This is a genomic window from Streptomyces sp. NPDC000229, from assembly GCF_040300825.1.
Lineage (GTDB): Bacteria > Actinomycetota > Actinomycetes > Streptomycetales > Streptomycetaceae > Streptomyces.
The window spans coordinates 16,141-27,818 of record NZ_JBEPEL010000087.1; the positions used below are offsets into that span (position 1 = coordinate 16,141).

9 protein-coding genes and 2 pseudogenes are annotated in these 11,678 nt (G+C 72.1%); 8 read left to right on the plus strand and 3 right to left on the minus strand.

Translation table 11 applies throughout. The features are described from left to right. Positions 1-375 precede the first annotated feature (375 nt). The 4 genes and pseudogenes from galE (at position 376) to idi (ending at position 4,627) form a co-directional block, all read left to right on the plus strand. On the plus strand, positions 376-1,365 hold the full coding sequence (gene galE / locus ABT360_RS29705; RefSeq protein WP_351823156.1) for a UDP-glucose 4-epimerase GalE: 990 nt from the start codon (positions 376-378) through the stop codon (positions 1,363-1,365). Positions 1,366-1,496: 131 nt separating this feature from the next. Beyond that, the gene (locus ABT360_RS29710) at positions 1,497-2,450 is read left to right on the plus strand and encodes a cation diffusion facilitator family transporter (RefSeq protein ID WP_351823159.1); all 954 of its coding nucleotides are present in this window, start codon (positions 1,497-1,499) and stop codon (positions 2,448-2,450) included. A 195-nt stretch (positions 2,451-2,645) separates the two neighbouring features. Continuing rightward, a pseudogene (locus ABT360_RS29715) lies at positions 2,646-3,932 on the plus strand (GNAT family N-acetyltransferase). A gap of 101 nt (positions 3,933-4,033) precedes the next feature. Further along, complete coding sequence (gene idi / locus ABT360_RS29720) at positions 4,034-4,627, plus strand: isopentenyl-diphosphate Delta-isomerase (RefSeq protein ID WP_351823162.1); 594 nt, start codon at positions 4,034-4,036, stop codon at positions 4,625-4,627. Between the two features lie 160 nt (positions 4,628-4,787). Here the strand turns inward: idi and ABT360_RS29725 are convergent. Next, positions 4,788-5,267, minus strand: a pseudogene (locus tag ABT360_RS29725) (ATP-binding protein); the annotation flags it as partial. A 171-nt stretch (positions 5,268-5,438) separates the two neighbouring features. On the opposite strand from ABT360_RS29725, the gene ABT360_RS29730 reads away from it, so the two are divergent. Next, the gene (locus ABT360_RS29730) at positions 5,439-6,185 is read left to right on the plus strand and encodes an enoyl-CoA hydratase/isomerase family protein (RefSeq protein ID WP_351823164.1); all 747 of its coding nucleotides are present in this window, start codon (positions 5,439-5,441) and stop codon (positions 6,183-6,185) included. Here ABT360_RS29730 and ABT360_RS29735 read toward each other — a convergent pair. After that, a complete protein-coding gene (locus tag ABT360_RS29735) occupies positions 6,169-6,840 on the minus strand; it encodes a DJ-1/PfpI family protein (RefSeq protein WP_351823167.1) in 672 nt (223 codons plus the stop codon). The genes ABT360_RS29730 and ABT360_RS29735 overlap by 17 nt on opposite strands. A 13-nt stretch (positions 6,841-6,853) precedes the next feature. Continuing rightward, positions 6,854-7,825, minus strand: a complete 972-nt coding sequence (locus ABT360_RS29740) for a GlxA family transcriptional regulator (RefSeq protein WP_351823170.1) — start codon at positions 7,823-7,825, stop codon at positions 6,854-6,856. A gap of 112 nt (positions 7,826-7,937) precedes the next feature. Here ABT360_RS29740 and ABT360_RS29745 point away from each other — a divergent pair, with 112 nt between their 5' ends. The 3 genes from ABT360_RS29745 (at position 7,938) to ABT360_RS29755 (ending at position 11,507) form a co-directional block, all read left to right on the plus strand. Beyond that, positions 7,938-8,801: an SCO6745 family protein gene (locus ABT360_RS29745; protein WP_351823173.1), complete on the plus strand. Its 864-nt coding sequence runs from the start codon at positions 7,938-7,940 to the stop codon at positions 8,799-8,801. A gap of 62 nt (positions 8,802-8,863) precedes the next feature. Then, positions 8,864-8,995, plus strand: coding sequence for an LPFR motif small protein (locus ABT360_RS29750; RefSeq protein ID WP_260604312.1), 132 nt, complete (start codon positions 8,864-8,866; stop codon positions 8,993-8,995). Between the two features lie 85 nt (positions 8,996-9,080). Then, positions 9,081-11,507 (plus strand): Tex family protein, encoded by a 2,427-nt coding sequence (locus tag ABT360_RS29755; protein WP_351823176.1) that lies wholly within the window; start codon positions 9,081-9,083, stop codon positions 11,505-11,507. The last annotated feature ends 171 nt before the right edge of the window (positions 11,508-11,678 follow it).

Sequence of the window (11,678 nt, forward strand, 5' to 3'; positions counted from 1 at the left end):
GGTCGACGACCGCGACGCGCTCCGCGGCCGGGACGGCGGCGAGCAGCGCGGCGGACTCCCGCTCGTCGGCGGCGACCCGGACGTCGAAGCCCAGCGACCGCAGATCGCCCTCGAGCGGCGATCCGGGTACCGGAGGACCGGTGAGGATGGCGGTCGACAGACGAACTCACTCCTTGGAGCTGAACAGGGCTGGTGCACGGTGGCTCGGCCCGGTCTCGGGCGGCGGCACGTCGGCAGAGGCTATCGGATGAACGGAAGCGGAAGTCCACTGAGGTTTCCCGGCATCCGACGGCCGTCCGCCAGGACGCGATCATCATCGTCGATGGGCGCCTCACCCCACAAACCGCGGGTGGCCCACCGCTTAGGCTGGCCGTCATGACGTGGTTGATCACAGGCGGTACGGGATATATCGGCGCCCACGTGGCCCTGGCCATGGCGGCGGCGGGCGAGCGGGTCGTCGTCCTCGACGACGTCTCGTCGGGCGTCCCGGAGCGGCTGCCCGCCGGCATCCCGCTGGTGCGCGGCTCCCTGGGCGACCGGGAGCTGGTGGACCGGACGCTGGCCGGGCAGGGAGTGACCGGTGTGGTGCATCTCGCGGCGAAGAAGCAGGTCGGGGAGTCGGTCGAGCAGCCGCTGCGCTACTACCGGGAGAACGTGCACGGGCTGACCGTGCTGCTGGAGGCCGCGGTCGCCGCCGGGGTCGAGCGGTTCCTCTTCTCCTCCTCGGCCGCCGTGTACGGCGTACCGGACGTGGAGCTGATCGACGAGGACACCCCGGCGGTGCCGATCAATCCGTACGGGGAGACGAAGCTCGCCGGTGAGTGGCTGGTGCGGGCGACCGGCCGGGCGCACGGCATGGCGACGGCCTGCCTCCGCTATTTCAATGTGGCCGGAACCGTACGGCCGGAGCTGGCGGACACCGGGGTGTTCAACATCATTCCGATGTTCTTCGACCGGATCACCCGCGGTGAGGCTCCCCGGATCTTCGGCGACGACTATCCGACTCCGGACGGCACCTGCATCCGGGACTACATCCATGTCGCCGACATCGCCGACGCCCACCTCGCCGTCGCCCGCCGCCTCGGCGAACAGAAGGGCGACCTGACCCTGAACATCGGCCGTGGGGAGGGCGTGTCCGTCCGGCAGCTCGCGGACCTGGTGGCCGACGTCACCGGCAGCGGCCACGAACCGGTGGTGGAGGCGCGTCGGCCCGGCGACGCAGCGAAGGCGGTCGCCTCGGTCGACCGGATCACCGAGGAACTGGGCTGGACGGCCTCCTTCGGCGTGCGCGAGATGGTCGAGTCGGCGTGGGAGGGCTGGTGCCTCCGCCATCCCGAGGCGCGCGCCAAGGCCCGGATCCGCTGATCGCCTCACCGCCCTGACCAGCGGCCATAACCGCAGGTCAGGGCATATGACAACGGTGTTCAGTACCGGCTTGCAGATACCCCCCACCCGTAGTTCACTGGCCGTTGTTGTCGATCAGCGGGAGGCGTCCGATGGGGGCAGGGCACGATCACGGGCACGGACACGGGCACGGGCACGGCGGACCGCCGCCGACGGGGACCGCGGCCGCCGCCTACAAGGGGCGGCTGCGGATCGCGCTCGTGATCACCCTGGTGGTCATGGTGGCCGAGATCGTCGGCGGCGTCATCGCCGACTCGCTCGCGCTGATCGCCGACGCCGCGCACATGGCGACCGATGCCGTCGGTCTCGCCATGGCGCTGCTCGCCATCCATTTCGCGGGGCGCCCCGCCGACCAGAGGCGTACGTTCGGATTCGCGCGGGCCGAGATCCTGGCCGCGCTCGCGAACTGTCTGCTGCTGCTCGGCGTGGGCGGCTATCTGCTGTTCGAGGCGGTGCAGCGGTTCATCACCCCGGCCGAGACGAAGGGCGGGGTGGCGATCGCGTTCGCCCTGTTCGGTCTGGTCGCCAACATGGTGTCGCTGTCCCTCCTCGTGCGGGGGCAGAAGGAGAGCCTGAACGTCCGGGGCGCGTACCTGGAGGTGCTGGCCGACGCGCTGGGCTCGGTGACGGTGCTGATCTCGGCCGGGATCATCCTGGCCACCGGGTGGCAGGCGGCCGACCCGATCGCCTCCCTGGTGATCGGCCTGATGATCGTTCCGCGCACGCTGAAGCTGCTGCGGGAGACGCTCGACGTGCTACTGGAAGCGGCGCCCAAGGGCGTGGACATGGGTGAGGTACGGGCCCACATACTGGCCCTCCCGGGAGTGCAGGACGTCCACGACCTGCACGTATGGACCATCACATCCGGGATGCCGGTGCTGTCGGCACATGTGGTGGTGCACCAGGAGGCGCTCGATTCGGTGGGGCACGAGAAGCTGCTGCACGAACTCCAGGGGTGCCTGGGTGATCACTTCGACGTCGAGCACTGCACGTTCCAGCTGGAGCCGAGCGGTCATGCCGCGCACGAGGCGAGGCTCTGTCACTGACCGCTGTTAGGGTGATCTTCGAACGTCGTACCCGTGAGAGGAGCTGAGGTTGATGACCGTCGCGGTGACGGCTGCCCCGTGCAGCACCCGGTCCAGCATCGACTTCGGCTTCCGGGTTCTCGGCTGACCTGATCCCGTACGTCCTCTTCGCGTACGCGTCGGCCGGGGCCCGCCCACATCCAAGGGTTTCCCACGTTGTCCGACAACGCTCTGTACGACGCTTTCTTCGCCCTGCACCACGGTCTGCCGCGGCAGGGTCCCGGTTCCGACGACACCACCCGCCGGCTCCTCTCGCTCGCCTCCATCGCCGGTTCGCTGCCCGAGCGGCCGCGCGTGCTGGACCTGGGCTGCGGCCCCGGCCGGTCCGCGCTGCTGCTGGCCGCGGAGGCCGGTGTTTCCGGCGCGGACGTGACCGCCGTCGACCTGCACGAGCCGTTCCTGGCCGAGCTGCGGCAGGCCGCCGACGCCCGCGGGCTCGGTGAGGCCATCCGTACCGTCAAAGCCGACATGGGCGCGCTCCCCCACCCCGACGGGTCGTTCGACCTGGTCTGGGCGGAGAGCTCGGCGTACTCGATCGGCTTCGACCGCGCGCTGCGCTCCTGGCGCCGGCTGCTTGCCCCCGGCGGGACGCTGGTCGTCACCGAGTGCGAGTGGACGACCGACGAGCCGAGCCCGGAGGCACGGGCCTTCTGGGACCGGCACTACCCGCTGCGCACCACCGCCGCGAACACCTCGGCGGCCGTGGAGGCCGGCTACCACGTGCTCGGGAGGTACACCCAGCCGGAGAGCGACTGGGACGAGTACTACGGGCCGCTCGGCGAGCGGGCCGACGCGGCCGACCCCACCGCACCGGGCATGCCCGAGGCGCTCGCCGCGACCCGCGCGGAGATCGCGATGCGCCGCGAGCACGGTAGGGAGTACGGGTACACCGGCTACGTCCTGCGGCCGGCCGACCCCGTTGGCGTACGCGACCGGAGGCGGACGCGGACATCACGGCCGTAACGGGCGGTGAACCCCCGCCGCGTTCGGGACGGCGGTGGAGGCCCGGCTGGCCGACCGGCCGCGCGAGGACCCGGCCGCGTGGCCGCCGGGCCCGTCGTACGTCGCCGAGGCTCCCCCTGCGCCCTGCGGCGAGGGGGGGACCCCCGGACGGCACGGTCGCCGCGTACGCGCTGAACCCGGTGTCGGATCGGGGAAGCCGCCCTGGCGCCGGTCGCGGTCGCGCCGGCGTACCAGCGGCAGGGCGCCGGACAGGCGGTGGTCCGTGCGGTGCTGGACGCGGTACGGCTGAGCGGCGCACGGCTGGTGCTGGTACTCGGTCATCCGGAGTACTGCGCGAGGTTCGGTTTCGTGCCGGCCCCGCGGTACCGGATCAGGCCGTCCTTCGACGTACTGGACCAGGCCATGATGGCGCTCGACCTGGGCGGTTACGGGAAAGTGCCGAGGGGCACGATCCACTGCCCATCGGCGTTCGGCGTCTGATCCGGCATAACGGGCGCGGGTGGCCGTGTGCCGACAAGCGGCTTTTGTACGGCAGACTGAGGCTTGCCCCACAGGGCCGAGAACCGAAGCGAAGGATGGTTATGCCGACCACACCAGCCACCGCGGCGAACACCTCGTCGAACGGAACCGCGCCGTCAATCATGCTCGAACTGGTCGACGAGAACGGCACCACCATCGGCACCGCGGAGAAGCTGGCCGCCCACCAGGCGCCCGGGCAACTGCACCGGGCGTTCTCGGTGTTCCTCTTCGACGAGGAGGGGCGGCTGCTGCTGCAGCGGAGGGCGCTGGGGAAGTACCACTCCCCCGGCGTCTGGTCGAACACGTGCTGCGGGCATCCGTATCCGGGCGAGGCGCCGTTCGCGGCGGCCGCGCGGCGTGTCCACGAGGAGCTCGGGGTGTCGCCGTCGCTGCTCGCCGAGGCGGGCACGGTCCGCTACAACCACCCGGACCCCGAGTCGGGGCTGGTCGAGCAGGAGTTCAACCACCTCTTCGTGGGAATGGTGCAGGCTCCGCTGCGACCGGATGCGGCGGAGGTGGAGGAGACCGCGTTCGTGACGGCGCGTGAGCTTGCCGAGCGGCACGCTTCGGCTCCGTTCTCCGCCTGGTTCATGACGGTGCTGGACGCCGCGCGCCCGGCGATCAAGGAGCTGACAGGGGAGACCGGGGGCTGGTGACGGTCGGTCCGTCCGGTCCGGCCGGCCCCTCGCCACCCAAGGGTCCGGCCGGTACCGGTGATACGGACGGCAGCGGTGCCACGGGCGGTACCGGTGGTCCGGCCGGCACCGTCGTCACCACCGGTACGGCGGGCGGGAGCGGTGCGGACGGCCCGGGAGGGGCCTCGGGTCTCAGCGGCAGGGCGGCCCAGATGATCTTGCCGCCCCTCGCGGTGTGTTCGACGTCGCACTCCCCGCCCGCCTCCTTGGTGATCTCCCGCACCAGCAGCAGACCACGCCCGCCCGTGCGGCCGTGGTCGGCCTCCAGCGCCTTGGGGCGGTACGGGTGGTTGTCCTCCACCGACACCCGGATCCACTCCGCCCCGATCGCGACCTCGACCGCGAGCTCCGGCGAGAGCAGGGCCGCGTGCCGTACCGCGTTGGTCACCAGTTCGGAGACGATCAGCAGCAGGGCGTGGACGGCATCGTCGTCCACCGGCACGCCTTGACGTTTCAGCAGATCCCGTACAGCACGCCTGGCCTGCGGTACGGAGACATCGACGGCGGGAGCCGTGAAGCGCCAGACCCCTTCGTACGAGGGAGGCCGGTCCGGGATGCTCCCGCGGCTCTCCGTGGTCCGATTTCCACCCTCGTGCTCGATTGTCGCCACGTCATCGAGTGTTGGTACGGCATGGCCCCGGCCAGGGCTACTGACCAGAAGTCAACAGCTATTCGACGGCTTTTGACCGTGCACGCACAACGAGATCACGAGTTCGACCGTTGCTGCTCCTTCTTGATCGGACGCTCGACACCGCCGGATAGCATCCCGCGCATGGAGCAGCCTCAGCTGGAGCAGTCCGTCGCGGACGGTGTCGCCACCCTCGTCATCAGCAACCCCACCAAGCGCAACGCCATGACGGCCGGCATGTGGCGCGCGCTGCCCGAGCTGCTCGACTCGTCGGCCGCCGACCCGAGCGTCCGGGTGCTGGTGCTGACCGGGGCGGGGGCCACCTTCTGCGCCGGAGCCGACATCTCGTCGCTGGGCGAACCGGGGGACGAACAACAGTCCCTCGCCGTGCGTGCCGAGGAGGCGCTCGCCGCCTTCCCCAAGCCGACGCTCGCCGCCGTACGCGGCTACTGCGTGGGCGGCGGCAGCCAGCTGGCCGCCGCCTGCGACCTGCGGTTCGCCGAGGAGGGCGCGCTCTTCGGCGTCACGCCGGCGAAGCTCGGGATCGTCTACCCCTCCTCCTCCACCCGGCGGCTGGTGTCCCTGGTGGGGCCGTCGGCCGCCAAGTACCTGCTGTTCTCGGGCGAGCTCATCGACACGGAACGCGCGCTGCGCACCGGCCTGGTGGACGAGGTGCTGCCGGCGGGGGAACTGGGCAAACGGGTCACGGAGTTCACCCGGATCCTCGCCTCCCGCTCGCAGCTGACACAGGCGGCGGCGAAGGAGTTCGCGGCGGGGCGGACCGACCGGGACGCGTACTGGGCGGGGCAGGCGCGCGACAGCGGCGACACCGCCGAGGGCATCGCCGCCTTCCTGGAGCGGCGGGCGCCGCGCTTCACGTACGGGGTGTGACCTCCCCCGCCTCCCGCGCGGTCACCGGTGTCCTCGCGTGCTCGGCACGCCAGAACGCGACGATCTCGGCCGGGGCCTTGTCCGGGGAGCCCGCGTCGTACGGGGGCTGGGGGTCGTACTCGGTGAGGAGCTGGACGATCTGGGCGTGCCGGTCGCCCGCGATCCGGCCGACCAGGTGCAGGCCCATGTCGATACCGGACGAGACACCGGCGGCCGTGACGTATTTGCCGTCGAAGACGACCCGCTCCCCCGTCGGGTCGGCGCCGTACGCCTTCAACAGGTCCAGTGCGAGCCAGTGACTGGTGGCGCGGCGGCCCTCGAGGAGACCGGCGGCGGCCAGGATCAGTGAGCCGGTGCACACCGAGGTGGTCCAGGTGCTGGTGGCGTCGGCCGTACGGAGCCAGTCGAGGGTCTCCTCGTCGCGCATGACCGGTTCCCAGTCGCCGGTGCCCGGTACGAGGACGATGTCGGGGCTCGGGACCTCGGCGAGGGTGCGGTCGGCGACGAGGGCGAGGTTGCCCTGGTCATTGCGGACGGGTCCGCTCTCCTTGGCGACGAAGACGGTCTCGGCGCCGGGCAGCCGGCTGATGATCTCGTAGGGGCCGATGGCGTCGAGGGTGGTGAAGCCGGGGTAGAGGAGGATGGCGATCTGCATGCGTCGTGTCCTTTCAGCGGGTGGGTACGGGTGGCGCGTGGAAGCGGCGCCGGTATTCGGCGGGCGGGGTGCCGAGCGTCTTGACGAAGGCGCGGCGCATCGCCTCGGGTGTGCCGTAGCCGGCCGCGCGGGCGACCTCGTGGACGCCGCTGCCGGTGTCCTCCAGGAGGCGCCGCGCGTGTTCGAGGCGGACGCGCTCGACGTACCGGCCTGGTGTGGTGCCGGTCTCCGCCTGGAAGGCGCGGGCGAAGTGCCGCGGCGAGAGGCGGGCGCGGGCGGCCAGGGAGTCGACGGACAGGTCGGCGGCCGGGTGCTCGGTGATGAACTGCTGGACCTCGCGCAGTGGTTCGCGGCGGGCGGTCTGGGCGGCGAGCTGGGCGCTGAACTGGGCCTGGTTGCCGGGGCGGCGCAGGAAGACCACGAGGTGGCGCGCGATGGTGAGTGCCACGTCACGGCCGAGGTCCTCCTCCACCAGGGCCAGGGCCAGGTCGATGCCCGCGGTGACCCCGGCGGAGGTGGCGATGTTCCCGTCCCGTACGAAGATCGGGTCCGGGTCGACGTCCACCGCCGGGTGGTGGCGGGCGAGGTGGTCGCAGAACGCCCAGTGCGTGGTGGCGCGGTGGCCGTCCAGCAGGCCCGCCCGGGCGAGCAGGAGGGCTCCGGTGCAGACGGAGACCAGGCGTTCGGCACGCGGGCCCTGCTCGCGCAGCCAGTCGACCAGGCGCGGGTCGGGGTCGCGGGTTCCGTCGCCGCCGGGGACCAGCAGGGTGTGCGGCCGCGGCGCGTCGGCCAGGGAGCTGTCCGCGGCCAGCCGCAGGCCGCTCTGGGTGCGGACGGGCGCTCCGTCGAGCGAGGCGGTGTGGATGGGGTAGGGCGTGGGGCGTCCGGGGAGGTGGTCCGCCCCGGCGAAGACCTCCACCGGTCCGGTGACGTCCAGGCTCTGCACGCCGTCGAAGAGGACGACGAGTACGGGTCGCTGCGTCATGCCCTTCATCCTTGGGGCGCCGCCTCATGGCCGCAATGACGAAAACCCCGCCTTTCCTGCCATCCCCGCCCCGGCCCCTGGCTACGTACCAACCAGTCGGTAACCTGGCGCCATGACGACTCTGCCGCCGCGCGCCGGACGCCGCTGCCACAACGCCCTGAACCCGCTCCACTCGACGGTGTACTTCTCGCCCGATTTCGCCAAGGAGCTCGCCGCGCTCGGGGTCACCGACTCCAGCGCCGCGTACTTCGCCGGGCGTGCCGCCGCCATGGGATCGGTCGGACCGGGGGTCGTCACGGCGTCCTTCTACAACTTCAACCATGAGCTCGTCGCCCGTCATCTGCCGGCCGTCTGGGACACCGCCTCCCCCGAGGCCGTACTCGCGGCCCGGCTGCGGGCGGCCGACGCCACCCTGCGACGGCTGCTCGGCGACGCCGCGGTCCGGTCACAGGAGATGGCGGAGGCCGCGCGGCTCGCCCTGCGGGCCACCGAGGGGTGCACCCGCCACGCCCGCCCGTTGTACGCCGCCCACGCCGACCTGCCGGTGCCCGATGAGCCGCACCTGGCCTACTGGCACGCCGCGACGCTGCTGCGCGAGCACCGCGGGGACGCGCACCTGGTCGCGCTGCTGTCGGCCGGGCTCGACCCGCTGGAGGCCCTGGTCAGCCACACGGCGACCGGCAAGGGCATGGTGCCCCGCTGGATCCTGGCCACGCGGGGCTGGCGGCGCGCCGACTGGGACGCGGCGGCCGAGCGGCTGCGCGGGCGCGGCCTGCTGGACGAGCAGGGCGAGTTGACCGAGGCGGGCGCAGCCCTCAGGTCGGAGCTGGAGGACCACACGGACCGCCTGGACGCCGCTCCGTACGAGCACCTCGGCGCGGCGGACGTCGAGCGGCTCACCGAGCTGGGGCGGAACTTCCTCGGCGCGGCCGTGGCGGCGGGCGCGTTCCCGCAGGACCTGGCCGGCAAGGGCTGACGTTTCGTGCGATGGGGGGCGGCAACCCGCAGGGGGCAACCGACAGCACCTGGAGGTGCCCCTTGCGTACCATCGCCGACTTCTTCCGCATGATCGGCTCGGCCGTCGCCACCGTCGTCACCTTGCCCTTCCGGCTCCTGGCGCGGCTCTTCGGCGGCGCCTCACGGGGCGGGGGCAGGGCGCGCCGCGCCTGACGACGGGGCAGGCGGACACGTCGCACGGTGACCCGGCAGAATGCAACCTCAAGCTGGCAGGCACGAGAAGGCGAGTCGGGACACCGTGACGACGTCCATCGAAGGCAGGATCGCCGAGGAGCTCGGCGTACGGGAGCGGCAGGTGAAGGCGGCCGTCGAGCTGCTCGACGGCGGGTCGACCGTGCCGTTCATCGCGCGCTACCGCAAGGAAGCGACCGAGATGCTCGACGACGCGCAGCTGCGCACGCTCGAGGAGCGGTTGCGCTACCTGCGGGAGCTGGAGGACCGGCGGGCCGCCATCCTCGACTCCGTACGTGAGCAGGGCAAGCTCACCGAGGAGCTGGAGGCGAGCATCCGGGCGGCCGAGACGAAAGCGCGCCTGGAGGACATCTACCTGCCGTTCAAGCCCAAGCGGCGCACCAAGGCGCAGATCGCCCGCGAGGCGGGGCTGGAGCCGCTCGCGGACGGCCTGCTCGCCGACCCGTCGGTGGAGCCGCTCGCCGCGGCCGCCGCGTTCGTCGACGCCGACAAGGGCGTGGCCGACCCGGCCGCCGCGCTGGACGGCGCCCGAGCCATCCTCACCGAGCGGTTCTCGGAGGACGCCGACCTGATCGGTGAACTGCGTGAGCGGATGTGGACGCGGGGGCGGCTGGCCGCCAAGGTGCGGGAGGGCAAGGAGGAGACCGGCGCGAAGTTCGCCGACTACTTCGACTTCGCCGAGCCCTTCACCGAGCTGCCCTCGCACCGGGTGCTGGCGATGCTGCGCGGCGAGAAGGAGGAGGTCCTCGACCTGGTCCTGGAGCCGGAGGAGCCGGTGGAGGGACCGTCCTCGTACGAGGGCATCATCGCCTCCCGCTTCGGGATCTCCCAGCAGGGCCGGCCCGGCGACAAGTGGCTCGGCGAGACCGTCCGCTGGGCGTGGCGCACCCGGATCCTCGTCCACCTCGGCATCGACCTCAGGCTGCGGCTGCGGACGGCGGCGGAGGACGAGGCGGTACGGGTCTTCGCCGCGAACCTGCGCGACCTGCTGCTGGCGGCGCCCGCCGGGACGCGGGCGACGCTCGGCCTCGACCCCGGCTTCCGTACGGGCGTGAAGGTCGCGGTCGTGGACGCCACCGGCAAGGTGGTCGCCACCGACACGATCTACCCGCACGTGCCCGCCAACAAGTGGGACCAGTCGCTGGCGACCCTGGCGCGGCTCGCGAAGGAGCACGCGGTCGAGCTGGTGGCCATCGGCAACGGCACGGCCTCGCGCGAGACCGACAAGCTCGCCGGTGAGCTGATCGCCAAGCACCCGGAGCTGAAGCTCACCAAGGTGATGGTGTCGGAGGCGGGCGCCTCGGTGTACTCCGCGTCCGCGTTCGCCTCGCAGGAGCTGCCGGACCTCGATGTGTCGCTGCGCGGCGCCGTCTCGATCGCGCGTCGGCTCCAGGACCCGCTCGCGGAGCTGGTGAAGATCGACCCCAAGTCCATCGGTGTCGGCCAGTACCAGCACGACCTGTCCGAGGTGAAGCTGTCCAGGTCCCTGGACGCGGTGGTCGAGGACTGTGTCAACGGCGTCGGGGTCGACGTCAACACCGCGTCCGCGCCGCTCCTTTCGCGTGTGTCGGGCATCGGGGCGGGCCTCGCCGAGAACATCGTGGCCCACCGGGACGCCAACGGCCCCTTCCGGTCCCGCAAGGCGCTCAAGGACGTGGCGCGGCTCGGCCCGAAGGCGTACGAGCAGTGCGCGGGCTTCCTGCGGATCCGGGGCGGTGACGACCCGCTGGACGCGTCCAGCGTGCACCCCGAGGCGTACCCGGTGGTGCGGCGGATGGTGAAGACGACGGGCGGCGAGGTCGCGTCGCTGATCGGCAACACGTCGGTGCTGAGGTCGCTGCGGGCGGACGACTTCGTGGACGAGACCTTCGGTCTGCCGACGGTCACGGACATCCTGCGGGAGCTGGAGAAGCCCGGGCGCGACCCCCGGCCCGCGTTCAAGACCGCCACGTTCAAGGAGGGCGTCGAGAAGATCGGCGACCTGGAGCCGGGGATGGTGCTGGAGGGCGTCGTCACGAACGTGGCCGCCTTCGGTGCCTTCGTGGACGTCGGTGTGCACCAGGACGGGCTCGTGCATGTGTCCGCGATGTCCCGGAACTTCGTCAAGGACCCGCGCGAGGTGGTGAAGCCGGGGGACGTGGTGAAGGTGAAGGTGCTGGACGTCGACATCCCGCGCAAGCGGATCTCCCTGACACTGCGGCTGGACGACGCTCCCGCGGCCGACTCGGGCGACGGTGCGCCGAAGCGGGAGCGGGGCGGCCGGCCTCCGCAGCAGCGTCAGGGCAGCGGTGGCGGTGCCGGTGCCGGCCGTGGTGACCGTCGCGGTGGCGGCGGTAACGGTGCCAAGGGCGGCGGCCGCCAGTCCCAGGCCCCCGCGCCCGCCAACAGCGCCATGGCGGACGCCCTGCGCAAGGCGGGACTGCTGGGCGGCGGCAGCGGCGGCGGGAAGGGAAAGGCCGGCCGCGGCAGGTGAGGTGACGTGAGCATCCGGACCGGCCCCGGCGCCCGGAATCCCGGGGCCGGTCCACCGGGCGTTGCCTACGACGGGTCTAGGGCGTGTCTTTTGGATCAGGCCGGATCAGCGAGCGGGGTCTGGTGCGTGCAGATGCAAGGCGGAGGAGCGAGCCACTGCGGAGCATTGGCG

What these genes read in the sequence shown, in the direction of transcription:
- galE (WP_351823156.1), top strand. Translation starts at nt 376, where the DNA reads ATGACGTGGTTGATCACAGGCGGTACGGGATATATCGGCGCCCACGTG.
- ABT360_RS29710 (WP_351823159.1), top strand. Translation starts at nt 1,497, where the DNA reads ATGGGGGCAGGGCACGATCACGGGCACGGACACGGGCACGGGCACGGC.
- idi (WP_351823162.1), top strand. Translation starts at nt 4,034, where the DNA reads ATGCCGACCACACCAGCCACCGCGGCGAACACCTCGTCGAACGGAACC.
- ABT360_RS29730 (WP_351823164.1), top strand. Translation starts at nt 5,439, where the DNA reads ATGGAGCAGCCTCAGCTGGAGCAGTCCGTCGCGGACGGTGTCGCCACC.
- ABT360_RS29735 (WP_351823167.1), bottom strand. Translation starts at nt 6,840, where the DNA reads ATGCAGATCGCCATCCTCCTCTACCCCGGCTTCACCACCCTCGACGCC.
- ABT360_RS29740 (WP_351823170.1), bottom strand. Translation starts at nt 7,825, where the DNA reads ATGACGCAGCGACCCGTACTCGTCGTCCTCTTCGACGGCGTGCAGAGC.
- ABT360_RS29745 (WP_351823173.1), top strand. Translation starts at nt 7,938, where the DNA reads ATGACGACTCTGCCGCCGCGCGCCGGACGCCGCTGCCACAACGCCCTG.